The organism is Glutamicibacter soli, from assembly GCF_052322135.1.
Classification (GTDB): Bacteria; Actinomycetota; Actinomycetes; order Actinomycetales; family Micrococcaceae; genus Glutamicibacter; species Glutamicibacter soli.
In genome coordinates, this window is sequence record NZ_CM125969.1 from 1703419 (window position 1) to 1727063 (window position 23645).

At 64.7% G+C, this 23645-nt stretch carries 26 protein-coding genes and 2 tRNA genes; 18 read left to right on the forward strand and 10 right to left on the reverse strand.

Going from position 1 to position 23645, the window contains the following annotated elements:
* Window positions 1–88: 88 nt before the first annotated feature.
* From ACTX90_RS08035 to ACTX90_RS08065, 7 genes are all read left to right on the forward strand, one after another.
* A tRNA-Val gene (locus tag ACTX90_RS08035) sits at window positions 89–164 on the forward strand.
* Window positions 128–460, forward strand: a complete 333-nt coding sequence (locus ACTX90_RS08040) for a hypothetical protein (RefSeq protein ID WP_113607973.1) — start codon at window positions 128–130, stop codon at window positions 458–460. The genes ACTX90_RS08035 and ACTX90_RS08040 overlap by 37 nt, the downstream gene beginning before the upstream one ends.
* 56 nt (window positions 461–516) lie before the next feature.
* A complete protein-coding gene (locus ACTX90_RS08045) occupies window positions 517–1650 on the forward strand; it encodes an AI-2E family transporter (protein ID WP_113607972.1) in 1134 nt (377 codons plus the stop codon).
* 98 nt (window positions 1651–1748) lie between these two features.
* Window positions 1749–1824, forward strand: a tRNA-Val gene (locus tag ACTX90_RS08050).
* Window positions 1825–2021: 197 nt separating this feature from the next.
* Window positions 2022–2204 carry a hypothetical protein gene (locus ACTX90_RS08055; RefSeq protein ID WP_146956155.1) on the forward strand — a complete coding sequence of 61 codons (183 nt, stop codon included), beginning with the start codon at window positions 2022–2024 and terminating at the stop codon, window positions 2202–2204.
* A gap of 176 nt (window positions 2205–2380) precedes the next feature.
* Window positions 2381–2602 (forward strand): hypothetical protein, encoded by a 222-nt coding sequence (locus ACTX90_RS08060; protein ID WP_146956153.1) that lies wholly within the window; start codon window positions 2381–2383, stop codon window positions 2600–2602.
* A gap of 43 nt (window positions 2603–2645) precedes the next feature.
* The gene (locus tag ACTX90_RS08065; protein ID WP_047118988.1) at window positions 2646–2840 is read left to right on the forward strand and encodes a CsbD family protein; all 195 of its coding nucleotides are present in this window, start codon (window positions 2646–2648) and stop codon (window positions 2838–2840) included.
* Window positions 2841–3011: 171 nt separating this feature from the next.
* Here the strand turns inward: ACTX90_RS08065 and trhA are convergent, their stop codons facing one another.
* Window positions 3012–3704 (reverse strand): PAQR family membrane homeostasis protein TrhA, encoded by a 693-nt coding sequence (gene trhA / locus ACTX90_RS08070; RefSeq protein WP_082123887.1) that lies wholly within the window; start codon window positions 3702–3704, stop codon window positions 3012–3014.
* Window positions 3705–4013: 309 nt separating this feature from the next.
* On the opposite strand from trhA, the gene ACTX90_RS08075 reads away from it, so the two are divergent.
* Window positions 4014–4937, forward strand: coding sequence for an HNH endonuclease family protein (locus tag ACTX90_RS08075; RefSeq protein ID WP_235359897.1), 924 nt, complete (start codon window positions 4014–4016; stop codon window positions 4935–4937).
* 84 nt (window positions 4938–5021) lie between these two features.
* On the opposite strand, the gene ACTX90_RS08080 is transcribed toward ACTX90_RS08075, so the two are convergent.
* Window positions 5022–5285: a GlsB/YeaQ/YmgE family stress response membrane protein gene (locus ACTX90_RS08080; RefSeq protein WP_047118990.1), complete on the reverse strand. Its 264-nt coding sequence runs from the start codon at window positions 5283–5285 to the stop codon at window positions 5022–5024.
* Between the two features lie 318 nt (window positions 5286–5603).
* Here ACTX90_RS08080 and ACTX90_RS08085 point away from each other — a divergent pair, with 318 nt between their 5' ends.
* Together ACTX90_RS08085 and ACTX90_RS08090 are read left to right on the forward strand one after the other, a co-directional pair.
* Window positions 5604–6122, forward strand: a complete 519-nt coding sequence (locus ACTX90_RS08085) for a gluconokinase (protein ID WP_053798009.1) — start codon at window positions 5604–5606, stop codon at window positions 6120–6122.
* A gap of 52 nt (window positions 6123–6174) precedes the next feature.
* Entirely contained in the window at window positions 6175–7596 is a 1422-nt protein-coding gene (locus ACTX90_RS08090; protein WP_047118992.1) for a GntP family permease, read from the forward strand.
* An 88-nt stretch (window positions 7597–7684) separates the two neighbouring features.
* Here ACTX90_RS08090 and ACTX90_RS08095 read toward each other — a convergent pair whose 3' ends face one another.
* Window positions 7685–8416 carry a FadR/GntR family transcriptional regulator gene (locus tag ACTX90_RS08095; RefSeq protein WP_443443801.1) on the reverse strand — a complete coding sequence of 244 codons (732 nt, stop codon included), beginning with the start codon at window positions 8414–8416 and terminating at the stop codon, window positions 7685–7687.
* Window positions 8417–8624: 208 nt separating this feature from the next.
* Between ACTX90_RS08095 and gnd the strand changes: the two genes are divergently transcribed.
* Both gnd and ACTX90_RS08105 read left to right on the forward strand, forming a co-directional pair.
* Complete coding sequence (gene gnd / locus ACTX90_RS08100) at window positions 8625–10064, forward strand: NADP-dependent phosphogluconate dehydrogenase (protein ID WP_113607970.1); 1440 nt, start codon at window positions 8625–8627, stop codon at window positions 10062–10064.
* A gap of 181 nt (window positions 10065–10245) precedes the next feature.
* Window positions 10246–11796, forward strand: a complete 1551-nt coding sequence (locus ACTX90_RS08105; RefSeq protein ID WP_443443803.1) for a carbohydrate-binding domain-containing protein — start codon at window positions 10246–10248, stop codon at window positions 11794–11796.
* A 2-nt stretch (window positions 11797–11798) separates the two neighbouring features.
* Here the strand turns inward: ACTX90_RS08105 and ACTX90_RS08110 are convergent, their stop codons facing one another.
* On the reverse strand, window positions 11799–12383 hold the full coding sequence (locus ACTX90_RS08110) for a TetR/AcrR family transcriptional regulator (protein ID WP_053798004.1): 585 nt from the start codon (window positions 12381–12383) through the stop codon (window positions 11799–11801).
* 100 nt (window positions 12384–12483) lie between these two features.
* Here ACTX90_RS08110 and ACTX90_RS08115 point away from each other — a divergent pair, with 100 nt between their 5' ends.
* The 4 genes from ACTX90_RS08115 (at window position 12484) to ACTX90_RS08130 (ending at window position 15393) form a co-directional block, all read left to right on the forward strand.
* Window positions 12484–12870: a DUF1304 domain-containing protein gene (locus tag ACTX90_RS08115; RefSeq protein ID WP_047118997.1), complete on the forward strand. Its 387-nt coding sequence runs from the start codon at window positions 12484–12486 to the stop codon at window positions 12868–12870.
* 68 nt (window positions 12871–12938) lie between these two features.
* Window positions 12939–13949 (forward strand): NADP-dependent oxidoreductase, encoded by a 1011-nt coding sequence (locus ACTX90_RS08120; protein WP_047118998.1) that lies wholly within the window; start codon window positions 12939–12941, stop codon window positions 13947–13949.
* A gap of 43 nt (window positions 13950–13992) precedes the next feature.
* On the forward strand, window positions 13993–14601 hold the full coding sequence (locus tag ACTX90_RS08125) for a class I SAM-dependent methyltransferase (RefSeq protein ID WP_047118999.1): 609 nt from the start codon (window positions 13993–13995) through the stop codon (window positions 14599–14601).
* Between the two features lie 429 nt (window positions 14602–15030).
* Window positions 15031–15393 carry a hypothetical protein gene (locus ACTX90_RS08130; RefSeq protein WP_113607967.1) on the forward strand — a complete coding sequence of 121 codons (363 nt, stop codon included), beginning with the start codon at window positions 15031–15033 and terminating at the stop codon, window positions 15391–15393.
* Between the two features lie 139 nt (window positions 15394–15532).
* Here the strand turns inward: ACTX90_RS08130 and ACTX90_RS08135 are convergent, their stop codons facing one another.
* The 3 genes from ACTX90_RS08135 to ACTX90_RS08145 form a co-directional block, all read right to left on the reverse strand.
* Complete coding sequence (locus tag ACTX90_RS08135; RefSeq protein ID WP_443443806.1) at window positions 15533–15832, reverse strand: hypothetical protein; 300 nt, start codon at window positions 15830–15832, stop codon at window positions 15533–15535.
* A 130-nt stretch (window positions 15833–15962) separates the two neighbouring features.
* Complete coding sequence (locus tag ACTX90_RS08140) at window positions 15963–16490, reverse strand: GNAT family N-acetyltransferase (protein ID WP_443443808.1); 528 nt, start codon at window positions 16488–16490, stop codon at window positions 15963–15965.
* Window positions 16490–18751, reverse strand: a complete 2262-nt coding sequence (locus ACTX90_RS08145; protein WP_443443810.1) for an ATP-binding cassette domain-containing protein — start codon at window positions 18749–18751, stop codon at window positions 16490–16492. Before ACTX90_RS08145 ends, ACTX90_RS08140 begins: the two co-directional genes overlap by 1 nt.
* A 139-nt stretch (window positions 18752–18890) precedes the next feature.
* Here ACTX90_RS08145 and ACTX90_RS08150 point away from each other — a divergent pair, with 139 nt between their 5' ends.
* On the forward strand, window positions 18891–20171 hold the full coding sequence (locus ACTX90_RS08150; RefSeq protein ID WP_443443812.1) for a dicarboxylate/amino acid:cation symporter: 1281 nt from the start codon (window positions 18891–18893) through the stop codon (window positions 20169–20171).
* A 79-nt stretch (window positions 20172–20250) separates the two neighbouring features.
* On the opposite strand, the gene epsC is transcribed toward ACTX90_RS08150, so the two are convergent.
* From epsC to msrA, 3 genes are all read right to left on the reverse strand, one after another.
* Entirely contained in the window at window positions 20251–20835 is a 585-nt protein-coding gene (gene epsC / locus ACTX90_RS08155; protein WP_053797996.1) for a serine O-acetyltransferase EpsC, read from the reverse strand.
* 163 nt (window positions 20836–20998) lie between these two features.
* Window positions 20999–21934, reverse strand: coding sequence for a cysteine synthase A (cysK, locus tag ACTX90_RS08160; RefSeq protein ID WP_047119006.1), 936 nt, complete (start codon window positions 21932–21934; stop codon window positions 20999–21001).
* Between the two features lie 97 nt (window positions 21935–22031).
* Window positions 22032–22559, reverse strand: a complete 528-nt coding sequence (gene msrA / locus ACTX90_RS08165; RefSeq protein ID WP_113608000.1) for a peptide-methionine (S)-S-oxide reductase MsrA — start codon at window positions 22557–22559, stop codon at window positions 22032–22034.
* Between the two features lie 131 nt (window positions 22560–22690).
* Here msrA and ACTX90_RS08170 point away from each other — a divergent pair, with 131 nt between their 5' ends.
* Entirely contained in the window at window positions 22691–23641 is a 951-nt protein-coding gene (locus ACTX90_RS08170; protein WP_082344738.1) for a Nif3-like dinuclear metal center hexameric protein, read from the forward strand.
* Window positions 23642–23645: the final 4 nt, after the last annotated feature.

Genomic DNA, 23645 nt, shown 5'->3' on the forward strand with positions numbered 1-23645 from the left:
GGCGCGTTCGGGAAACGCCCCGATTTGCGCAGAGCTGGAAAGCTCTGTAAAGTAATTCCTCGTTGGCTTGCAAAAGCTGATGTGGTTAGGGCCTTTAGCTCAGCTGGTAGAGCGTCACGTTTACACCGTGAATGTCATCGGTTCGATCCCGGTAGGGCCCACCAATTGGAACCCAGGTTCTCGATTTACTATCGAGAACCTGGGTTTTTACGTTTCCGCGCTCCGTGACTTTAGGGAATTATTCTCCGAGGATTCGTTCCAGCGTTTCGGCCGCGTCCAGACTTCCCTCGTTGGCCAGCCGCACGTCCACGCCCAGCTGATGGACCGTGTTTCGCCGCTGGTAGCTCAAGGCCTGCCAATGGTTTTCCGGTCGATTGCCCTGGAGGATGGGCTGGGAGTGAAGGACGCCTTGCCTGGAAACAACCAGCACATGGTAGCCCTCGACTTGGGCATCGACTAGGACATATTAGGCCGTCGACTGTATCCAGCCGGCAGCCTGGACGGTAGGGTACTGCCATGAGCATGGATTCGAAAGTGCCGGATCACCGCGGGCGGCGCACCTTCACCCTGAGCAGTTTTCCCAAGGGCCTGGCCGTGGTACCAGGACAACCGTTCGCCACTGGATTCATCATGGCCGCGGGAGCATTGCTCGCGGTCGGCTTGGCCATGGTCGTAGTCTCGATGTCGTCGGTGCTCATGTCCATCACACTTGCGCTCTTCCTCGCCTTGGGTATGACGCCGGCCGTCAACGCGCTCAAGGGACGCGGCATGCCCCATGGCTGGAGCGTGTTGACCGTTATCGTGGCATTTGTCCTCCTCATGATCGGTATTGCGGCGCTCGTTGTTCCCGCGATCGTCCGCCAATTCACTGAGTTCCTCGCAAGCATCCCGCAGGAAATCGACGCGATCCAAGCCAGCCAGTGGTACACGGAGCTTTCCGAGTCCATGGGGTTCAACGCGAGTGAGCAGCTACTGGCGGCCTTCGAAACGTACTTCACCGCAGAAAACCTGCTGGCACTGTCCGGGGGCGTGCTGCATGTCGGCATGGGCATCGTCAATGGGATCTCGTCAGCTTTCCTGGTGATCGTCTTGACCCTGTATTTCGTCTCCACGTTGGATCCGATGAAGCTGGCCGTCGCGCGTCTGGTGCCGGCCTATCGGCGCGAGAAGTTTTCGACGACGCTGAATTCGATCGTTTTCGCCGTCGGCAAGGCGGTTGCTGGGGCCGTCACGCTGTCGGCCATCAACGCCGCAGTGGTTCTGGTGATTTTCCTGCTGCTCGGCTCACAAGTAGCAGTCTTATTCGCCTTGATGGCGTTCTTGATTACCCTGATTCCGATGATCGGTTCGGTTCTGTTTCTTATCATTGGCACTTTGGGCGCATTGCTCATCAGCCCATCGGCGGCGCTGGTATTCCTGATTGCCTATTTCATCTATGTCCAATTGGAGGCATATCAAGTTACGCCTCGAATCATGGGCAAGGCGGTAAATGTCCCCGGCGTCTTGGTCATTATCGCCGCCATGACCGGCGCCGCGCTGATGGGCCTGTTCGGAGCCTTGCTTGCCATCCCCATCACCGCCTCGATCCTGATCGTCGTGCGTGAAATAGTGATCCCCAAGCGGGACGCGCAAACCGAGCCACCGTCCTAGAGATGTATGTCACGGAGTCCTGACTTGCGTGGATGCAGGGTTCCCCGTAAAGTTATTCCCTGTTGGCGCGGGGAAATATCCTCGGCTGGCAATGCCAAGGGCCTTTAGCTCAGCTGGTAGAGCGTCACGTTTACACCGTGAATGTCATCGGTTCGATCCCGGTAGGGCCCACCAAATATGAAACCCGCTCAAGCGATCTTCACGATCACTTGCGCGGGTTTCCTCTTTCCAGAAGCCTTAGGTCGGTGGCGGCCCCAGAGTGAATTAGATGTCGTCTGAGGTTCTACTTTCCTCGCAGGAATCCAGGCCAAGACTGCCATGCCGGTCGGCCCGTCTGGTCAAAAGCGTGGAAGCATGGCGGCTAGACCTGAATGAGCATTTTCAAGCACCTAGACTCCCACGCGTCGGTGCAAATTGCTGTGCGTGAGAAAGTCGGTTTTATTGACTTTCCTGAGGCAAGAAGCGAATTTCTGCTCCGTGACGAAGTATTACTTGGCCATATTGAAACAATTGGAGCGCTTTACTCCGATTGTCGGCAGGCGGCTGTAGTCTAGCAACAGTGATAGTCGCAGGATCCGGACAAACCGGGGGGCGTAGTCCGGAGCGGCATACGGTTTGCGTGGATATGGGGATAGCCACGAATACCTTCACTCGCAAGAGAACCCCACCAAGAAATTGGTGGGGTTTTCCGCGTCCCGATGGAAAGAGCTGCTGAAGTCTACGTAGAACATTGGCCAATAATGATGTTGTTGACTCGGATTCCAACCTCATGATTCGGCGGGCAGAAGATTGCCATCCATCGGCCCGTGAAAGTGAAGCTTGTTTAGATAACCTGGTTGCCCGCGACAGCGGCCTTGAGGATATCCGCCTGTTCCATGCGTCGCAAGCAAGTGCTGGTTTTTCGGGTTTCTATTCAGCAGCTACCCACCTGATCCGGAAGCTAAATTGCTAGCGTGAGATAGTACGAAGTTCCAGCGACAGTGAGGAAAACGCACATGAGTTTCGGGGACAAGATCAAGAACAAGGCACAGGAAGCCAGCGGCAAGGTCAAGGAGAAGGTCGGCGACGCTACCAACAATGAAGACCTGCAGGCCGAAGGCCTCGCCGACCAGGCAGCTGCCAAGACCAAGCAAGCTGGAGAACACGTCAAGGACGCAGCCAAGAACATCAAAGACGACTTCACGAAGTAAGCCTGCGACTGGCGACTAAACCTCGAACGCCCCGGACACTGATGAAGTGTTCGGGGCGTTTTCGGCCGCAGCGGCATGGCCAAAGTCCAACGCACGGCGCCGACCCGCCCCCTCGGGGAGCTGGTCGGCGCCGTGCGTTGTCTGGTGACCGTGGACTTCGCGGAGCGGATCCTACAGGGCTACCAAGAGCACTGCTGTCCAGTGGCAGAGGAAAGCAAGAATGGTGCAGGCATGGAACAGCTCGTGGAAGCCAAAGATTTTCGGCAGAGGGTTGGGGCGTTTGGTGGCGTAGAAGACAGCGCCAACGGTGTAGGCGAGCCCGCCTGCAACGATCAGGATCATGACCGCAGGATTTGCCGCCCAGAACGCCGGGAGATACATGACGGCGCCCCATCCCAGCAGGATGTAGAGGCTGACGCCGACCCAGCGTGGAGCCCACGGCCAGAACGACTTGACGGCAATTCCAGACAGGGCCCCGGTCCAGATGATCGAAAGCACGATGATCGCCTGCTTGGGCGGAAGCGTCAACGAGGCGACGGGAGTATAGGTACCGGCAATCAACAAGAAGATGTTCGCGTGGTCCGCTCGGCGGAACAAGCCCATGATCTTATCCGTCCAATTGCCGCGATGATATAGCGCGGAGGTGCCGAATAGGGTGATCGAGCTCAGGGCGAAGACGGCGGTAGTCCATTCAGCCAGGTGTCCGTCCGCCAGCACGATGAGCAGCAGACCCATGATGATGATGCCCGGCGTCGACCACGCGTGGATTAATCCCCGCCAGCGAGTCCTCTCGGTGCCCTGGACTGCCAGTTGTCGAAGTGGGCGTTTCGGCTGCTTGGCAGCTGACAGCGTAGGCGAAGTCATGCGAATCCTTTGGTCCTTCGGGCGTAGCGCCCAACTGCTTGCAGTCTACGGCACCTCTCTGGCAACGTGCTGTGCCCAACGGAATTCCGCTGCGGCGGGACGCGGTGAATGAAGTATGAAGACTAAGAACTTGCAGATTTCATCAACGTTCCCCGGATGTCGGCGTCATTGGCTAAACTCTCTCGTGGCTGGGGAATTCTTCGTCCATCTGCAAGGGCGAATGAGTTATGGCTGTGCCCGCTAGGGGCACCATCACTCAAATTTTCAGAATGGGGAAATATGCTGCGCCGCCTTTTGGCCACAGTATCAGTGAGCGCATTGGTGCTCGTCGGATGTTCTGCTCCCGGGGCGGACACGCGCACCTCGGCGCAGGCCGTCGGGGAATCCGCAATATCCGCGGTGCAACCGCTTGAAGCGGAACTGGTTTCAACGAAATCGAAGGCGGTCAAGCCCGGCGCCAAGCTCAACGGCCCCAAGGCGCTGACAGTCCTGAATACGCTGCCGGTGAAGGGCAAGGCGCCGGCGACGGGGTACAACCGCAATGCCGAATTCGGCAACGGCTGGAAGGACTTCGACAAGGACAAATGCGATGAGCGCCAGGAGGCCCTGTCGCGGGACATGTCCAAGGTGAAGTTCAAGGACAAGAAGAAGTGCACGGTGGCTTCGGGAACCTTGAACGACCTCTACACCGGCAAGAAGATCAACTGGAAGGTCAAGTCGGGCTCCGTCGACATCGATCACGTGGTGGCATTGAAGAATGCGTGGATTTCGGGCGGCCAGAAGCTTTCGCAGGCCCAGCGCCAGGCCTTGGCCAACGATCCGCTGAACCTGATCGCGGCCGATGCCTCGGCCAACCGCCAGAAGGGGGACAAGAATGCCGCCGAATGGCTGCCGAAAAACAAGTCATTCCGCTGCCAGTACGTGGCTACCCAGATCAGCGTGAAGAAGAAATACGCGCTCTCGGTGACCTCGTCCGAAAAGAAGGCCATGAGCAAGGTCTTGAACTCCTGCAAGAACCAGAAGGCCGCCAAGGTCACCCCGATCAAGCCTGCCGGTTCCTCGAAGCCGAGCACAACCTCCAAGCCCAAGGCGCCGGGCACGGTGAAGGGCTTGGTTTCGCCCGGAGCGTTCTGCAAGAGCGCTGACAAGGGCAAGAAGGGCAAGTCGAAGGCTGGCAAAACCTACACCTGCAAGTCCTCGAAGAGCGAAAGCCGTTTGCGCTGGCGCATATAACTGAGCTCGTCCCGGTTTCGTAGCCGGGCACGCAATGACCCGCAGGTCGGCGAATACTGCCGTCCCTGCGGGTCATTCGTTCAGTCAGTGCGCCGTGCGCTTGGTGACCAGTCCCCAGATGAACAGGACCACCAAGGCGCCGGCGATCGCCAGCAGCCACGTTGACAGGTCCCAGAATTCTTCGAGGCCTTTGTTGAAAATTACGCTGCCGAGCCATCCGCCGAGTACGGCGCCGACGACTCCCAACAGCAGGGTCGCGATCCAGCCGCCTCCCTGCTTTCCGGGCATGATGGCCTTTGCGATGGCACCGGCAATCAGTCCTAGAAGAATGAAGCCTAAGAATCCCATTGTTTACTCCAATGCTCTTTGGTTCTAGCAGTCCGGGTTGACCGGCTTGATCGTGAGAATACCCCTCGATAAATGAGCTGGTCTGCAGGCGGTGCGAATTTCTCAGAATTCCCCAAGGAATTGGACTCCAACAGCTTGAGGCAGCCCTTGGAAATTACGCCGCAGACAGCTGACCTGCGCGGATCCAAGGGCGGGAGGCCAGCCAGGAGAACTTGCTTGACATCACAGGGGCTGACTTTTAGTCTGTATAAATATGATTTTATGAATCACTGGATCACTAAAGTCTGATTACAGGGTTCATGCACAATGGAGTGACACATGACTGAAATGATCCCTCCCATCGTGGTGATGGGTGTTTCCGGCAGCGGCAAGTCGACCATCGGCGACTTGCTGGCCCGCCGGCTGGAGCGGGCCTTCATCGACGGGGATTCGCTGCACCCTCAGTCCAACAGGGACAAGATGGCCGCCGGCCATGCCTTGGACGACGCGGACCGCGCACCCTGGCTTGAAATCATCGGCCTGAAGCTGGCCGAGACCAACCACGCCGGAAGCCCGATCGTGCTGGCCTGCTCCGCGCTCAAGCGTTCCTACCGGGACCTGATTCGGGCCCATGAGCCCTCCACCCTGTTCGTGCATCTGTCCGGCGGCAAATCCCTCATCGGGGAACGCATGTCGGCCCGCGACCACGAATTCATGCCCGCCTCGCTGCTGGCAAGCCAGCTGGCCACGCTGGAAGAACCCGGCAGCGACGAGCGGGTGCTCACCGCCGACATCACGCAAACCCCCGCGCAGATCGTCGACGCACTGCTCGCGGCCCTTCCCGCACCGACCGCTTAGGCCGCGTGGCCTGGACACCCATCCCTCACGCTCGACTTGATCAAGGACGACAATGACAACTGAGCTCGAACTCAACTGGACGCTGGGCACCCCCGCGCTCCTGGCCCTGGCGGCCGCGGCCATCGCCGTGCTGCTGGTGCTGATCATCCGCTTCCGCGTCCACGCCTTCCTGGCGCTGGTGATCACCAGCCTGCTGACGGCGATCGCCGCAGGCATCCCGGCCGGCTCCATCATCTCCACGATGACCGGCGGCTTCGGCAGCACGCTGGCCAGCGTCGCCCTGTTGGTCGGCCTGGGCGCGATGCTCGGCCGCATGCTGGAAACCAGCGGAGGCGCCGACGTGCTGACCAACTGGCTCATCGGCAAGTTCGGCGAAAAGCGCGCTCCGCTGGCGCTGTCGGTGGCCTCCCTGCTCTTCGGCTTTCCGATCTTCTTCGACGCCGGCCTGGTGGTCATGCTGCCGATCATCTTCACCGTCGCACGCCGGCTGGGCGGCTCGCTGCTCACCTACGCGATCCCGGCCGCGACCGCCTTCTCTGTGATGCACGTGTTCGTGCCGCCGCACCCGGGTCCGGTGGCCGCCTCCGGCCTGCTGGAAGCCAACGTCGGCCTGGTGCTGCTGCTCGGCTTGCTGGTCGCCGTCCCCACCTGGTTCTTCGCCGGCCACCTGTTCGGCAAGTTCGTGGGCAAGAAGTTCGACATCTCCGTGCCGAACATCCTGGATGCCGCACTGGGCGGCGCCAAGCCGGGCGAAGCCGATCCGTTCAAGTCTTCCCCGTCGGTGGGCACCGTGTTCAGCCTGCTGCTGCTCCCGCTGCTGCTGATCTTCATGAACACCGGCCTGAACATGCTCGGCACCGCCGGCGTGGTCGACCCCAAGGCCGACTGGGTGCAGTGGCTGCGCCTGTTCGGTGAGACCCCGGTGGCGCTGCTGGTCACCGTGATGCTGGCGATCTACCTGCTGGGCTTCCGCACCGGCAAGGCCAAGACCCTGATCGAAACCGTGGTCGACTCGGCGCTGGGCCCGGTGTGCTCGATCATCCTGATCACCGGCGCCGGCGGCATGTTCGGCGGCGTGCTGCGCGCCAGCGGCATCGGCACAGCCATCGCCGACTCGCTGGAATCCGTAGGTCTGCCGCTGATCATTGCCGGCTTCCTCATCGCCGCGATCGTGCGCCTGGCGCAGGGTTCGGCCACCGTGGCGCTGACCACTGCGGCAGCCATCGTGCAGCCGGCGGTGCTGGCCGATGCCTCGCTGAGCGCCTTCCAGGTCGCCACCATGGTGCTCGCTTTGGCCGCGGGCTCGGTGTTCGCCGGCCACGTCAACGACTCGGGCTTCTGGCTGGTCTCGCGCTTCATGCAGATGGACGTGCCGACCACCTTGCGCGTGTGGACCGTGGGCCAGGCGCTGGTCTCGGTTGTCGGCTTCGTCTTCGTGATGGTGCTCTACGGCATCGCCACCGTGCTCGCCTAGCCGGGCCCGGACCGCATAACCACACGATCCCGCTGTGCGCACCATGCAAGGTGCACGCAGCGGGATCCTTTGATTTTGCGCCGGGGGATCAGCTGGTCTTGGCCGGGTTCACGAACAAGCGCGGCTCGTTCTCCCACAGGCTGGAGATCTCGTTGTGCGTGCGGCGCATGATGCTTTCCATATTTCGCCGGGCCGCGGCCGGGTCGGAGTTGGAGATCGCGTCCGCCACCGACTGGTGCCACAGCAGCGCCTCCTCGTGGGGGCGTTCGGGCATCAGGCCCAGCTCGGTGCGCCCGCGCAGGATTGCGCCGATCGGGGTGGACAGGTTCGCGAACATCTCGTTGCCGCTGGCGGCCAGCACCAGCGCATGGAAGCGGATGTCGAGTTCGAGGAAGCGGCGCAAATCGCCCTGGCGTCCATAGTGGTTCATCTGCGCCGAGATGAGCATCAGTTCCTTGCGCATGTCCTCCGGGGCGACCTCGGCGGCCAGCTCGGCGGCCATCGGTTCGACGGAGATGCGCAGTTCGGTCAGCGAGCGCAGCTGCGCGCCCTTCTGGTCGCTGGCCAGCCGCCAGCGGATCACGTGGTCGTCGTACGGGTTCCAATGCTCGGCGCTGAGCACCCGGATTCCGACGCGTTTGGTGCTGTTGACCAGGCCGCACTGGGCCAGGACGCGCACCGCCTCGCGGATCACCGAACGGGAGACCTGGAGTTTCTGCTCAAGATCGGCGGCCAGGATGATGGAGCCGCGGGGAATTTGTCCGCTGACGATGCGGGAGCCGAGGTGCTCAACCACATGAGCGTGCAGACTAGTTGCCATGACGCCAGTTTAGCCAATGAGCAGGCGGCGTTGGCTATCGCGGGCCCTGCCACGCGTAAACAAATATGTTTTAAGTGCGTGAGTGCTCTGGGAAACGCCTGTCGAACCCTTGTAAGATGGGAGGGTCACGTGGTCGTGATCTGAGACCGTGACTGTTCCGGTCTCTGTTCCCGGCCCACCTCCCGGTAATTGATGGAGACTTATTTTTATGCCTGCACAGATTGGTGTCACAGGTCTGGCCGTGATGGGTGCGAACCTCGCTCGCAACTTCGCCCGCAACGGATACACCGTCGCCCTGCACAACCGCTCGGTCGCCAAGACCGACGCGCTGCTTGAGGCCCACGGCGATGAAGGCGACTTCATCCGCACCGAATCCCTGGAAGAGCTTGTCGCGAACCTCGAGTCCCCGCGACGGGTGATGATCATGGTCAAGGCCGGCGGCCCGGTCGATTCCGTGATCGACCAGCTGGTTCCGCTGCTGGATACGGGTGACATCATCATCGACGGCGGCAACTCGCACTACACCGACACCCGCCGCCGCGAGGCTTCGCTGGCCGCAAAGGGCCTGCACTTCGTCGGCGTCGGCGTCTCCGGCGGCGAAGAGGGCGCGCTGCTCGGCCCGTCGATCATGCCCGGCGGCTCGGCCCAGTCCTACGAGGCCCTGGGCCCGATGCTGGAGAAGATCTCCGCCAAGGCCGATGACGGCGCCCCGTGCTGCGCCTGGATCTCCACCGACGGCGCCGGCCACTTCGTGAAGATGGTCCACAACGGCATCGAGTACGCCGACATGCAGGTCATCGGCGAAGCCTACGACCTGCTGCGCAGCGCCGCCGGCATCGAGCCGGCCGAGCAGGCCAAGATCTTCGCCGACTGGAACCAGGGCGACCTGTCCAGCTTCCTGATTGAAATCACCGCCGAGGTCTTGGGCCACACCGACGCCGCCACCGGCAAGCCGCTGATCGATGTCATCCAGGACTCCGCAGGCCAGAAGGGCACCGGCCGCTGGACCGTGCAGTCCGGCCTGGACCTGGGCTCCCCGGTCTCCGCGATCGCCGAATCCGTGTTCGCCCGCTCCCTGTCCTCGCAGCGCGAGATCCGCGCCGTGGGCCAGAGCGTGCTGGCCGGCGAGACTACCGAGGTCGCGCTGCCGGAGAACTTCGTGGAGGACGTGCGCCAGGCGCTGTTCGCCTCGAAGCTGGTTTCCTACGCCCAGGGCATCGACATGCTCACCTCGGCTGCCGACGAGTACAACTGGGAACTGAAGCTGGACGAGATCGCCGGCCTGTGGCGCGAGGGCTGCATCATCCGCGCCGCCCTGCTCAAGGACATCATGGCCGCTTACAAGGGTGACGCGAAGCCCGCCAACCTGCTGTTCACCCCGGCTTTCTCCGAGGCCATCGCCAAGGCGGTTCCGGCCTGGCGCCGCGTGGTGGCAGTGGCGGTGCAGCTGGGCATCCCGGCACCGGTGTTCTCCTCTTCGCTGGCCTACTACGACGGCCTGCGCCGCGACCGCCTGCCGGCGGCCCTGACCCAGGGACTGCGCGACTTCTTCGGTGCGCACACCTACCGCCGCACCGACAAGGACGGCACCTTCCACACCCTGTGGAGCGGGGACCGCTCGGAGATCGAAGCAGAAGACACCCACTAGGTCTTCTGGCGCCTAAAGCCGGCCGGGCAGGGGAATTTTCCCCGGCCCGGCCGGCTTTTGCGTATTCCCGGCGAGCGCCGCCGGCTGGATTCATACGTGCGGCTTTTGCGCTGAACAGAGCTGTCACAGACTGGCGGAAAACAATGGGTACTGCCCCTTCAATTTCCCCGAGGTTGACCCCATGAAGTTCCCGTTCCGAACCAAGGCCCTGGCATCGGCTGCGGCCCTGTGTCTGGCCTTGGCCCTGGCCGGATGCTCCGCAGGGTCGATGAAAACCGTGTCCGAGGTGACCGGCAACAGCACCTTCCAAAGCGCCGCAGTGCCCAGCGCCTCGCCCGACACCAGCACCGCCTCGGCCAAGGACGTCATCGAGGACACCCATTTCGACGCCGATGACCTGCACTGGGACGCCTCCGCGGAAACCACGCTTGTGCTGGCAGACTCTGGATCGACGGCCGCGGGGGAGAACGCGAAGGAGGTCTCCGTGTCCGGCGGCACCGTGAGCATCAATGCCGCGGGCACCTACCGCGTCTCCGGGACGCTCGGCGACGGCCAGCTGGTGGTGGATGCCCCCAAGGATGCCTTGGTGCGGATCATCCTGGACGGCGCGCACATCACCTCGTCCACCGGCCCCGCCATCCTGGCCGCGCAGGCGAACGAGGTGCTGCTGTACCTGGAGGAGGGGACCGGAAACTCCGCCAGCGACGCCCCGAGTTATGCGGACACCGCCGCGGACGCACCGAACGCCGCGATCTACTCGATGGCGGACCTGACCATCGCCGGGCGCGGCGAGTTGTCCGTGGAGGGCAACCACCAAGACGGCATCGCGAGCGCTGACGGGCTGGTCCTGGATTCCGGGCAGGTCACGGTGGCCGCCGCTGATGACGGGGTGAAAGGCAGGGACTACGTGCTGGTGCTCGGCGGCAACTACACCGTGACCGCCGCCGCGGATGGCATCAAGTCCACCAACGACGCCAGCGAGGACCTCGGCTGGCTGCACCAGTACGCCGGGCAGCTCACCGTCTCCGTGGGGGACGACGGCCTGAAGGCCGAGACGGCATTGAGGATCAGCGGCGGAACCGCCGTGGTCAGCGACTCGACCGAAGCGCTGGAAGCGGCCATCATCGATATCTCCGGCGGCACGGTCAACGCCACGGCCGACGACGACGGACTGAACGCCTCGATCGCCGGGGGCGGCGCGCAGCAGGCGGGTGATTTCCACTTGGAGATCTCCGGCGGGGCCGTGACGGTTAACGCCGAGGGCGACGGGCTGGACTCCAATGGCGGCATCGCTATATCCGGCGGGCAGATCGTGGTCAATGGTCCGACCGGCGCCGGCAACGGGGCCATCGACGCGAACGGGGAGATGACGATCACCGGCGGCGTGCTGGCGGCGGCTGGCAGCGGCTCCATGGCCCAGGGGCCCAGCGGTTCATCCACCCAGGGCGGGCTGCAGGTCCCGCTGGGTTCCGCGGTTCCCGCAGGCACGGTAATCCAGATCGCTGACTCCGCCGGAACGCTGCTCGCCACCTTCGTCACCAGCAAGCCGACCGAAAACCTGGTTTATTCCTCAAAGGACATCGTGAACGGCCGCAGCTACACGATCTCCACCGGCGGGAGCGCCCAGGTGGCAGCGGGCCTGGGTGCCGGGCAGCTGGACGGGGCCAAGCCAGTTGCAACTGTCACTGCGGGCCAGTATTCCTCGGCTCTGGGCGGTCCCAGGGCACGTTGACCCTAGGCGCGGGTTTGCGCCAGCTGCCGGGCCGACTCGATCAGCCGCGCGGCCTCCACGGGGCTGATGCGCACCAGGGCGAAGGCTGCGACCACCAATCCGGTGACCGCCTCGGCCAACAGCTCATGGCGCTGTTCATCCAGACCCGGGGCCGCGGCCCGCAGTCCGCGGGAGAACGCGGCGTGCAGTTCGGCGCGGTAGGCGCTGATCGCCTCGCTGACGTGTTCGTCTCGGGCGATCGGCGCGTTGGCGCTGTTGATCAGCAGGCACCCGTTGGCGGCCGGAAGCGACTCGGGCTTCTGGAAAATTTCCTGCGTCGCGGCCAAGTACTCGTCCAGCGCGTGGGCGGACACCGCGGTGCCGGCCAAGTCTGCAAGGCGCGGCCGAACCACTTCCTCCAGATAGCTGTCGACCGCCGCGTCGAACAGGCCGCGCTTGGAACCGAAGGAGTTGTAGATGCTCGAACGGCTCAGCCCGGTGGCCGCTTCGAGCTCCGGGACGGATGCCGATTCGTAGCCGCGGGACCAGAAGACGGAGCGCGCCCGGCGCACCGCCTCGGCGCGGTCGAAGGCCAGTGTTCGAGCCATCACAGTCCTTTCCCTTTTCGTAACGACCATTTCAGTATATATTGCAATGGTCGTTACAGATAAAGGTCCGCGGCACCTGCCGCCGAGGGAAGGCGCACTCATGATCATCATTTCGCAGGTCCTTGCGCTTGCAGCCGCGCTGCTCCATGTCTACATCTTCCTGATGGAGTCGCTGTGGTGGGAGCGACCCGCCACCCGCAAGGTCTTCGGCACCAGCGTCGCGGAAGCCCATGCCACCAAGGCCTTGGCCTTCAACCAGGGTTTCTACAACTTGTTTCTGGCGATTGCCGTGTTCGCCGGGCTGGTCTTCCAGCTCGCCGGGCAGGCGGCCGTGGGTTCGGCCCTGGTGTTCACCGGCCTTGGCTCCATGCTGCTCGCGGCCCTCGTGCTGGCCATCTCCAGCCCGGAGAAGTCAGCCGCAGCCCTGAAGCAGGGCACCTTGCCGCTGCTGGGACTCATCTTCCTGGCCCTCGGACTGATCCTCTAGCGCACCGATCAACTTGCCGACCCGGGCAATCTCCGGATTACCTGACAACAGAAAGGGAACATCCACCCATGTCCAACACCACCAGCACCCAGATCCTGCTCGCCTCCCGCCCGACCGGCTGGCCCACCGAGCAGAACTTCCAGTTCCGCACCTCCGAACTGCCCGAGCTGGCGCCGGGGCAGGTGCGCGTGCGCAACGAGTTCATCTCCGTGGACCCCTACATGCGCGGGCGCATGAATGATACACGCTCCTATGTCGCCCCGTACCAGATCGGCGAGCAGATCACCGGCGGCGCCGTCGGCCGGGTCACCGAATCGATGTCCGACACGCTGCCCGTCGGCACCTTGGTCACCCACCAGCACGGCTGGTCCGACACCGTCCAGGATACCGCCGAGCGATTCACCGCGGTCCCGGAAATCCCCGGCGTGCCCAGCTCGCTGCGGCTGCACATGATGGGCATGACCGGCCTGACCGCCTGGGTCGGCCTCACGGTGATCGCCGGGATGAAGGAGGGCGACACCGTCTTCATCTCCGGAGCCGCCGGCGCGGTGGGCACCGCCGCCGGGCAGATCGCCCGGCTGCTGGGCGCCAAGCGCGTCATCGGCTCCGCCGGCAGCGCCGAGAAGGTCGCGCTGCTGACCGAAAAGTACGGCTACGACGCGGCCTTCAACTACAAGGACGGGGACGTCGCCGGCCAGCTGGCATCCCTGGCGCCCGAGGGCATCGACGTGTTCTTCGACAACGTCGGCGGCGAGCACCTAGAAGCCGCACTGGAGAACTTCAACGACGGCGGTCGCGCCGCGCTGTGCGGAGCGATCTCCAGCTACAACACCACCGAGGCGGCCCCCGGCCCGCGCAACATGGCGAACCTGATCACCCGCGGGCTGAAGCTGCAGGGCTTTACGCTGGCCAACTACCTGCAGCATTCCGGCGAATTTGCCGAGCGCATGGGCCAGTGGTTCACCGACGGACAGATCGCCTACGACGAGACGATCGTGGATGGGATCGAGAACACCGTCCACGCGTTCATCGCCATGATGCAGGGCGAGAACACCGGCAAGATGCTGGTGCGCATCTAGCCGCAGGCCTGGGCGGATCGCAGGTTGTGGGAAACTGGGGGACATGACTGGTCCTGAAGAAAACCTCTGGCTTGCGGCCGTCCGCAACAACCCCGACCACGCGGCGAACTACGCTGAACGCTGGCGCGGCTTCATCGCACAGGGCCGCGACATCCACGGCGAGGCGCGCATGATCGACGCCATGGCCGACCGCGGTGCGCGCATCCTGGATGCCGGCTGCGGCACCGGGCGCATCGGCGGCTGGCTGGCCGAACACGGCCACCGGGTGCTGGGTGTGGACCTGGATGCGCAGCTGATCCAGGTGGCCCGCGAAGACTATCCGTTCGTGCGCTGGCAGCAGGGCAACCTGGCCGACTTCACGCTCCCCGAGGGCCCGGGGGAGCTGACCGAGTTCGACCTGATCGTCTGCGCCGGCAACGTGCTGACCTTCCTGGCCGCCGGCGAGCGCCTCCCGGCGCTGACCCGGCTGCGCGGGCGACTGGCCGAGGGAGGCCGCCTGGTCGTAGGCTTCGGCGCCGGACGCGGCTACGAGTTCGATGATTTCCGCGCCGACGCTGCGCGGGCCGGGCTGTCGGTGGACCAGGAATATTCCACCTGGCAGCTGCATGCACCGAATGGCGACTTCCTGGTCGCGGTGCTCAGCGCCGCGTAGCCCGGCATCGGGTCGCTGGGGTCGAAAGAGCCGGACTTTCGGCGACCGGTAGCAGTGCCATTGCGAACGCCCGGGGCTTCGGATCCGTGTCCTTCACGTCGACCGACCCGGGCGGCTGGCATGGAATCCGCCACTCGCGCCGGGCTCCGGAATCGATGTATGGCATTGCCTGGAAATTTCGGCAGTCGTTGCCGAAAAACCATGGATCCAGGCGCAGGGCAAGCCTATAATTGCGAATCTTCATTGGTGATCGCCCACCGTGCGGCGCTCAGGTGCGCTCCACGGGCAATTCCGCGACCACGTAGCCTTTTCGGGTATTCATGATCTCCATCCATTCTTGCTGGAGGTTTTGAAAAGTTGCGTACCGCATACAAGGTTCTTGCGCACGTCATCTCTGCAGTGGTCGTTGTCCAAGCAGCCACCATAGGTATGACGACTTTCCTGATGATCCAGGCGATTGGTGCCGGCGCCACCATGAGCGAAAGCGATGCGCCGGTTGCGGCGATGCTTCACGGCATGATCGGGCAAACGATCATCCCGATCCTCGTGCTGGCGCTGATCGTCGTCGCCCTGTTCGCCCACGCAGGGCTGAAGTGGGCTTTGTGGCTCGCCGCGGCGGTGGCCGTCCAGATCGCCATTGGTATCTTGGCCTTCGACGCTCCATGGGTCGGATTGCTGCATGCGGCCAATGCATTCACGGTCCTGGCCCTGGCCGAGGTCGGTGCATACGCCGTGGCCCATGCGCCGGCCTACGTGCCGCACGCCAAGGCCTCGATGCGTCCAGCCACCTAGTCCGGCCAGTCGAGCCGCTTCGTAGGTGAAGGCCCGACCCACGGAATTCCAACCGCGGGCAGGGCCTTCGGCTTGCCCGACCGGGCTGGCCGGCTTGCGGTTCCCTCGAACACGAAACAAGGCCCGAAGCCGACTGAGGCTACGCAGGCTCGATGCGCATGCCGGAACCTCTCATGATGCCGCGCTCTGCCGTGAAGCAGGCGAGCGCGGCTCTGAGCTCATCCATTGCGTAGGGTGCGCCCCCGACGAAGCCGCGCGGCATCCTGAGGCCATTCAGATTGGCGATGTCGCGCTCGGAGACGCGCCATTCGATGACGGCGCGGCCAGTGTCCTCGAAGTTCGGCATGTCGATATAGATGCCCCAAGGCGTCAGGTGCGCGTCGTAGCCGAGCTCGTCGACCAGAAAATCGACTACCTGACGGCGCTTGAAAGGCTCCATGAGCTTGAGTTTACGGCACCTTGCGGGTTGCTGTTTGGAGGGTCCGTTTGGCCCCGACCTGCACCATCACCGGAACCGTCCCGGACGGCGGCAAGGTCAGCTCCGAGTCCTCCTTGGACGTCGATCTGGGCTAGGAAATGGATCCAGGGTGCGGCGGCTGCCCGACGCTCAGCATCCGCACCTCGGTGATGCCCGGGATCGCAGGGTCGGTCATCGTGGTGCCGTCCGGCGCGAAGCCGTTGCGCCGGTAGAAGGCAATGGCGCGGGCGTTGCCCTGCGCCACCCACAGCACGGCCGGCGCAGTTCCCAGCACCGCATCCAGCAGCGCCCGGCCCGCCCCCGTGCCGTGGTGCTCGGCCAGCACGTAGAGGCTGTAGAGCTGGCGGCCCACCGGAAGGCCGGCCGCCGCCTCGCCGAAGGGCTTGGCGGCCATCGCGAATCCCAGCAGGCCGCCGTCCGATCCCTCGGCGAGCGCTACCTGGCAGGCCGGATCGGCCAGCACCCGGCGCCACTGGGCCAGCCGGGAAGCCTCGTGCTCCGGGGTGAAGAAGCTCGCCGGCAGCATGGCCGAATAGGTCTGCTTCCAGCAGAGCACCTGCACCCGGGTCAGTTCCCGTGCATCCGCCGGGCCCGCAGCGCGCAGCGTGAATGGCACCATCAGTCCTTCACGTACGCGGCCAAGTGCTCGCCGGTCAGGGTGCCCGCGGCCGCCAGCTGCGCCGGGGTGCCTTCGAAGACCACGGTGCCGCCCTCGTGACCGGCGCCCGGGCCCAGGTCGATGACCCAGTCCGCGTGGGCGATAACCGCCAGGTGGTGCTCGATCACGATCACCGTGTTGCCCTCATCGACCATCTCGTCCAGCAGGGCCAGCAGGCGCTGCACGTCGGCCAGGTGCAGGCCGGTGGTCGGCTCGTCCAGCACGTAGGTGCCCGCGCCCTTGCCCAGGTTGATCGCCAGCTTCAGGCGCTGGCGCTCGCCGCCCGAGAGCGTATTCAACGGCTGCCCGAGCTTCAGGTAGCCAAGGCCCACCTGGTTCAGCCGTTCAAGCATGGCGGCGGCCTTCTTGATCTTCAGCCGCTGCGCGGCGGCCTCGATGCTCAGGTCCAGCACCTGGGCGATGTTCAGACCCTCCAGGGTGTATTCAAGCACCTCGGGCTTGTAGCGCTTGCCCTCGCAGATCTCGCAGGGCAGCGCCACCCCTGCCATGGACACCAGGTCGGTGTAGGTGAAGCCCACGCCGCCGCAGTGCTCGCAGGCGCCCTCCGAGTTGGCGCTGAACAGCGCCGGCTTCACCCCATTGGCCTTGGCGAAGGCCGCGCGGATGGGTTCCAGCAGCCCGGTGTAGGTGGCGGGGTTGGAGCGGCGCGAACCGCGGATCGCCGACTGGTCCACCACCGCCACGTCCTCGCGCTTGGAGATCGTCGAATGGATCAGCGAGGACTTGCCCGAGCCGGCCACCCCGGTCACCGCGCACAGCACCCCGGTGGGCACATCCACGTCCACGTTCTTCAGGTTGTGCAGGTGCGCCCCGCGGATCGGCAGCGGCTCGCGCCCCGGGCGCACCGAAGCCTTCAGCGGGATGCGGGTGGAGAAGTGCCTGCCGGTCAGCGTGCCGCTGGCCAGCAGTCCGGTCACGTCGCCGCTGTAGGTGACCTGTCCGCCATGCACGCCGGCCCCGGGGCCCAGGTCGATCACGTGGTCGGCGATCTTGATGACCTCCGGCTTGTGTTCGACCACCAGCACGGTGTTGCCCTTGTCGCGCAGGTCTTCGAGCAGCCGGTTCATGCGCTGGATATCGTGCGGGTGCAGGCCCACGGTGGGCTCGTCGAACACGTAGGTGACATCCGACAGGGCGCTGCCCAGATGGCGGATCATCTTCACGCGCTGCGCCTCGCCGCCCGAAAGGGTCCCGGCCGGACGGTCCAGCGAGATGTAGCCCAGGCCGATCTGCACCATCGCCTCCAGCACCGCCTTCAGGTTGGCCAGCAGGGGAGCGGCGGCCGGAATGTCCAGCTGGTCGAGTTCCGCCAGCAGGTCCGAGACCTGCAGCGCAGTCATGTCCGCGATGCCCAGGTTGTTGATCTTCGAGGCGCGGGCCTTCTCGCCCAGCCGCGAGCCGCCGCAGGCCGAGCACGGCGCGGTGGTGGAGATGCGGGCGATCCAGTCGCGGATGTGCGCCTGCTTGATCTCGCGGCCCGAATGGATGTAGTTGGACTTGATGCGGGTGACCAGCCCTGAATAGCTCATGTTCGCGCCGTTCAGCTTCACCTTCCCGGCCTGGTCGTAGAGCAGCCGGTGAAGCATGTTAGCTGGCATGTCGCGCAGCTTGACGTCAAGGTCCGCCTGGGTGCCGGCGGTCAGCGTCTGCCACAGCCAGGCGCCGGGGGCGAAGTTCGGGGCGGTGATCGCGCCCTCGTTCAGGGTCTTGTCCCAGTCCAGCAGCTCGTCCAGGTCGATGCTCGCCTCGGTGCCGAAGCCCTCGCACACCGCGCAGGCGCCCTCGCCCAGGTTGAAGGAGTAGGCCCCGGCGCCGCCGGCGCTGGGCACCGAGTAGCGCGAGTACAAAACGCGCAGCAGCGAGTAGGCGTCGGTGGCGGTGCCCACCGTCGAGCGCGAGTCTGCGCCCATGCGCTCCTGGTCCACCACGATCGCCGCGGACAGGTTTTCCAGCACCTCCACGTCGGGGCGCGGCATGGAGGGCATGAAGGTCTGGATGAACGCCGTGTAGGTCTCGTTGATCAGCCGCTGGGATTCGGCGGCGATGGTGCCGAAGACCAGGGAGGACTTGCCGGAGCCGGAGACCCCGGTGAAGGCGGTGATGCGGCGCTTGGGGATGTCGGCGTCGACGCCCTTGAGGTTGTTCTCCCGCGCCTGGCGGACGCGGATGGTGTCGTGGGTGTCTGCGGGGTGCTGGGTCATGGAAACCAGCCTACTTAACACCGGACCCGCGCGGGGAAATTTCGGTGCGCCCCGGCCACCCTCTATCATTGTTTGGTGCGCTGCGACACAATCCGCGGGCGCATCGCATCGCTTTGACCTCTCACCCCAAAGGAACCTCATGAAGCTGCTGAAATCGATACCGCTGCTTGGCTGGATTGTCCTGGCCATCGTGGCGGGCATTCTGCTCGGGCCGGTCATGCCGCTCTGGCTTGGTAGCACCTTCCTCACCTACAACTCGATCTTCTCCGGCATCCTGGGCTTCGTGGTGCCCCTGATCATCTTCGGCCTGGTCGCCCCGGCCATCGCGGAGCTCGGCAAGGGCGCCGGCAAGTGGCTTGGCCTCACCGCGGTCGTGGCCTACGGCTCGACCTTCGCCGCCGGCCTGCTGGCCTACTTCACCAGCATCTGGCTGTTCAGCGGCCCGCTGGCCGGAGGCGGCGTGGAAGCCATCACCGAGGGCGAGGGCTCGGGCTTCGAACCCTTCGTGACGCTGACCGCCTCGGCCTCCGACTCGGCCACCGCCATCGTCCTGGAGCCGGTTTTCGGCGTGATGACCGCGCTGGTGCTGGCCTTCATGGTGGGCGTGGGCATCACCTCCTTCCACTCCAAGGTGCTCTTCCGCGGCGTGGTTGAATTCCGCGCGATCATCGAGGGCGTCATCCGCCGCATCATCGTGCCGGCCCTGCCGCTGTTCATCTTCGGCATCTTCCTTGACCTCTCGGCCAGCGGCTCGGCCGTCGTGGTGATCCAGAAGTTCCTGCTGGTCGCCGTGGTCTCCTTCGCGCTGACCCTGGTGGTGCTGCTGCTGCAGTACACCATCGCCGGTTCGATGAACAAGCAGAACCCGTTCAAGGCGCTGTGGAACATGCGCGACGCCTACTTCACCGCGCTGGGCACCTCGTCCTCCGCCGCCACCATCCCGGTGACCCTCGCTTCCACCAAGAAGAACAAGGTCGCCGACTCCGTGGCAGGTTTCGTGGTGCCGCTGTGCGCCACCATCCACCTGTCCGGCTCGATGGTGAAGATCACCTGCTTCTCCATCGCCGTGCTGCTGCTCACCGGCGGCGACGTGTCCTTCGGCTCCTACCTGCCGTTCATCCTGATGCTCGGCGTCATGATGATCGCCGCGCCGGGCGTCCCCGGCGGCGCGATCGCCGCGGCAGCCGGCCTGCTGCAGCAGATGCTGGGCTTCGGCGAGGTCGAGGTCGGCCTGATGTTTGCCGCCTACATCGCGCTGGACTCCTTCGGCACCGCGACCAACGTGACCGGCGACGGCGCGATCGCGATGATCATGAACAAGCTGACCCGCGGCAAGCTCGGCGTCCAGGCGCAGGATCCGTCCGACGAGTCGGTGGAACTGCTTGAAGGCCAGAAGCCTTCGCACCTGCTCGGCGAGTAGTCCACCAGCGCCAACGGCACAGCGCCGGTACCCCCTGGGTACCGGCGCTGTGCCGTTGGTGCCTTGGCGCTGCCGCAGGCTAGATCCACATGGCCGGATCGATGTACTCGGCCGGATCGACGGCCGGCTGGCGCTGCTCGGGGGTGCGCGGGCGGTTCTGCGCCGGGATGCCGGTCACGATGGAACCGGCCGGCGCGTCCTTGACCACCACGGCGTTCGCGCCGATGGCCGAATCAGCGCCGATGGTGATCGGGCCCAGCACCTTGGCGCCGGCGCCGATGACCACGCGGTCCTCGATGGTCGGGTGGCGCTTGACCTTGGCCAGCGAACGGCCGCCCAAGGTCACCCCGTGGTACAGCATTACGTCGTCGCCCACCTCGGCGGTCTCGCCGATGACGATGCCCATGCCGTGGTCGATGAAGAAGCGGCGGCCGATGGTCGCGCCCGGGTGGATCTCGATGCCGGTGATCGCGCGGTTCGCCTGCGAGAGCAGGCGCGCTGGCCAACGCAGCGCGGGGTTCTGCCACATGCGGTGGGCAAGCCGGTGCATCCAGATCGCATGCAGGCCGGAATACACGAAGAAGTTTTCCACGTCGCTGCGCGCGGCCGGATCATGGGATCGGGCGGTGGCCAGGTCTTCACGTAGCCGGGAGAAGAAACTCATGAACTCTACCTTAGTGGTTGGTCGTTTTCGTGACGGAAATACAGATGTCACACAGCAAATCGGCGCGAGCCGCACCATTGCGAACCCTTTAAGGTTCAACGGTGGCTCGCGCCGATTTATTCACTTTTCGGCGAACTTCTTTTCAGATCTCGCGCAGGGCAGGCTAGCCGCGGATGTCGTCGAAGAGCAGGGTGGAGATGTAGCGCTCGCCGAAGTCGGGGATGATCGCCACGATCAGCTTGCCGGCGTTCTCTTCGCGGGCCGCGACCTGCAGGGCGCCCCAGACGGCTGCGCCGGCGGAGATGCCGCCGAGGATGCCTTCCTTCACGCCCAGCGCGCGGGCGGTGGCGACGGAGTCGTCGATGCTGGCATCCAGCACCTCGTCGTACAGCTCGGTGTCCAGCACCTCGGGGATGAAGTTGGCGCCCAGGCCCTGGATCTTGTGCGGGCCCGGCTTGCCGCCGTTGAGGATCGGGGAGTCCTTCGGCTCCACGGCGACCAGCTGCAGGTCGGCCTTCTTGGACTTCAGGTAGCGGCCGGCGCCGGTGATGGTGCCGCCGGTGCCGATGCCTGCGACCAGCACGTCCACGGCGCCGTCGGTATCTTCCCAGATTTCCGGGCCGGTGGTCTCGGAGTGGATCTGCGGGTTCGCGTCGTTGGCGAACTGCTGGGCCCAGATGGCGTTCTCGGTGGTGGCCACGATTTCCTTGGCCTTCTCGACCGCGCCGCGCATGCCGTCGGCACCCGGGGTCAGCACGATCTCGGCGCCGAAGGCGCGCAGCATGACGCGGCGCTCGGTGGACATGGTCTCCGGCATGGTCAGGATGACCTTGTAGCCACGGGCCGCGCCGACCATGGCCAGGGCGATGCCGGTGTTGCCGGAAGTGCCTTCGACGATGGTGCCGCCGGGCTTCAGCGAGCCTGACTTCTCGGCGGCGTCGACGATGGCCACGCCGATGCGGTCCTTGACCGAGTTGGCTGGATTGTAGAATTCGAGCTTGACCGCGATGTTGCCTGGCAGGCCTTCGCTCAGGCGGTTCAACTTCACCAGCGGGGTTCCGCCAACTACTTCGGTGACATTGTTGTAGATCTTGGCCATCTTCTATGCAATCCTTACGTGACTTGTCTGCAAGCGTGTTCCGCGGTGCGCTGACCGCGAATGGTTCATATCCAACACTAGTGGGGCGGCTGGGCGCTCAGGCCTCGTTTAGCCATTGAGCGTAATATTTCCTGACTTTTGCGAGCTTTGGGTCGATGATGGCCCGGCAATAGCCCGCCCGGGAGTTGTTCGTGTAGTAATCCTGGTGGATTTCCTCGGCCGGGTAGAAATCTTTCGATTCTTCCATTGCGGTGACGATCGGATCGGGGTATAGGCCCGCGTACTTGTCGATGGCCTTCTGGAAGGTGGCGCGCTGCTGCGCGTCCAGCGGGAACATGGCCGAGCGGTACTGGGTTCCCACGTCGTAGCCCTGGCGGTTCAGGGTGGTCGGATCGTGCATGGTGAAGAACATGTCCAGGATGACTTCTGCGGGCACCACGTCTTCGTCGAAGATCACCGCGAGTCCTTCGGCGTGGCCGGTGGTTCCGGTGCACACCTGGTAGTAGTCCGGATCCGCGGTGTGCCCGCCGATGTAGCCCGAGATGACCGCGGCCACCCCCTTGGTGCGCTGGTATACCGCGTCCAGGCACCAGAAGCAGCCGCCGGCCAGCACGAAGGTGGTCAGCCGCTTGCCGTCGACGTCCAGGCTGGCAGTGAAATGATGGGGCGATTGAATGCTCAGAGTACTCACACACATCCCAACGTCGCGGCGTTGCATTCTGTTCCGTCGCCGGTTCCAGCGCGTAGGCTTGGCATATGCAGAGCAAGGCAAACAACTCGCACGAACCCCAGCCTCAAGATGCCGCGGTGGCGCCTCCTGCGCTCAAGCCCGTTGCCGAGGAGCCGGCGGACCAGCAGGCGCGCACCAGCGCCGGCGCTGCGACCCTGGGCAACGTCCTGGAGGCAGCCGAAGAACTCTGGCCGCAGTCCCTGGCCGAGGACTGGGATGCTGTCGGACTGGTGGCAGGGCGCACTGGCGCGCCGGTGTCCAAGGTCGTGCTGGCCGTGGACCCGACCCTCGCCGTCATCGAGGACGCGATCGCCCGCGGCGCCGACCTGCTGATCACCCACCACCCGCTGCTGCTGCGCGGGGTCACCCAGGTGGCCGGCACCAACTTCAAGGGCGAGGCGATCCACCGGCTCATCGAGACCGGGACCGCCTTGCTGACCGCGCACACCAATGCCGACAGCGCCGTGGGCGGGGTCAACGACGCCCTGGCCGACGCCTTCGGGCTCAAGGACTGCGTGCCGCTGGTCGAATCCAAGGACGGACTGCCCGAGGAAGGGCTGGGCCGGGTCGGCTTCCTGGACAAGCCGATGAAGCTGGAGGACTTCGCCGAACGCGTCTACACCGTGCTGCCGGCCGTGGCCGGCGGCATCCGCGTGGCCGGCGACCGCACCGGGCTGGTGCGCAAGGTCGCGCTGTGCTCCGGGGCCGGGGATTCGCTGTTCGATGCGGTGCGTTCGCACCAGGCAGATGTCTACGTCACCGCCGACCTGCGCCACCACCCGGCCAGCGAGGCGCGCGAAGCCGCCGGGTCGGGCTTCCCGTACCTGATCGACGTCTCGCACTTCGCCTCCGAGTGGGTGTGGCTGTCCTCCGCGGCCAAGGCCCTGGGCAACGTGCTGCGGGATCTGGGCCACGAGGTCGAGATCGAGGTTTCCCAAGTCAATTCCGACCCTTGGGACTTCATCCTCACCCCTTAAGGGG

Coding starts and splice junctions, on each gene's coding strand:
- ACTX90_RS08045 (WP_113607972.1), top strand. CDS start 517: ATGAGCATGGATTCGAAAGTGCCGGATCACCGCGGGCGGCGCACCTTC.
- ACTX90_RS08055 (WP_146956155.1), top strand. CDS start 2,022: ATGAGCATTTTCAAGCACCTAGACTCCCACGCGTCGGTGCAAATTGCT.
- ACTX90_RS08065 (WP_047118988.1), top strand. CDS start 2,646: ATGAGTTTCGGGGACAAGATCAAGAACAAGGCACAGGAAGCCAGCGGC.
- trhA (WP_082123887.1), bottom strand. CDS start 3,704: ATGACTTCGCCTACGCTGTCAGCTGCCAAGCAGCCGAAACGCCCACTT.
- ACTX90_RS08080 (WP_047118990.1), bottom strand. CDS start 5,285: ATGGGATTCTTAGGCTTCATTCTTCTAGGACTGATTGCCGGTGCCATC.
- ACTX90_RS08085 (WP_053798009.1), top strand. CDS start 5,604: ATGACTGAAATGATCCCTCCCATCGTGGTGATGGGTGTTTCCGGCAGC.
- ACTX90_RS08090 (WP_047118992.1), top strand. CDS start 6,175: ATGACAACTGAGCTCGAACTCAACTGGACGCTGGGCACCCCCGCGCTC.
- ACTX90_RS08095 (WP_443443801.1), bottom strand. CDS start 8,416: ATGGCAACTAGTCTGCACGCTCATGTGGTTGAGCACCTCGGCTCCCGC.
- gnd (WP_113607970.1), top strand. CDS start 8,625: ATGCCTGCACAGATTGGTGTCACAGGTCTGGCCGTGATGGGTGCGAAC.
- ACTX90_RS08105 (WP_443443803.1), top strand. CDS start 10,246: ATGAAGTTCCCGTTCCGAACCAAGGCCCTGGCATCGGCTGCGGCCCTG.
- ACTX90_RS08110 (WP_053798004.1), bottom strand. CDS start 12,383: ATGGCTCGAACACTGGCCTTCGACCGCGCCGAGGCGGTGCGCCGGGCG.
- ACTX90_RS08115 (WP_047118997.1), top strand. CDS start 12,484: ATGATCATCATTTCGCAGGTCCTTGCGCTTGCAGCCGCGCTGCTCCAT.
- ACTX90_RS08120 (WP_047118998.1), top strand. CDS start 12,939: ATGTCCAACACCACCAGCACCCAGATCCTGCTCGCCTCCCGCCCGACC.
- ACTX90_RS08125 (WP_047118999.1), top strand. CDS start 13,993: ATGACTGGTCCTGAAGAAAACCTCTGGCTTGCGGCCGTCCGCAACAAC.
- ACTX90_RS08130 (WP_113607967.1), top strand. CDS start 15,031: ATGACGACTTTCCTGATGATCCAGGCGATTGGTGCCGGCGCCACCATG.
- ACTX90_RS08135 (WP_443443806.1), bottom strand. CDS start 15,832: ATGGAGCCTTTCAAGCGCCGTCAGGTAGTCGATTTTCTGGTCGACGAG.
- ACTX90_RS08140 (WP_443443808.1), bottom strand. CDS start 16,490: ATGGTGCCATTCACGCTGCGCGCTGCGGGCCCGGCGGATGCACGGGAA.
- ACTX90_RS08145 (WP_443443810.1), bottom strand. CDS start 18,751: ATGACCCAGCACCCCGCAGACACCCACGACACCATCCGCGTCCGCCAG.
- ACTX90_RS08150 (WP_443443812.1), top strand. CDS start 18,891: ATGAAGCTGCTGAAATCGATACCGCTGCTTGGCTGGATTGTCCTGGCC.
- epsC (WP_053797996.1), bottom strand. CDS start 20,835: ATGAGTTTCTTCTCCCGGCTACGTGAAGACCTGGCCACCGCCCGATCC.
- cysK (WP_047119006.1), bottom strand. CDS start 21,934: ATGGCCAAGATCTACAACAATGTCACCGAAGTAGTTGGCGGAACCCCG.
- ACTX90_RS08170 (WP_082344738.1), top strand. CDS start 22,691: ATGCAGAGCAAGGCAAACAACTCGCACGAACCCCAGCCTCAAGATGCC.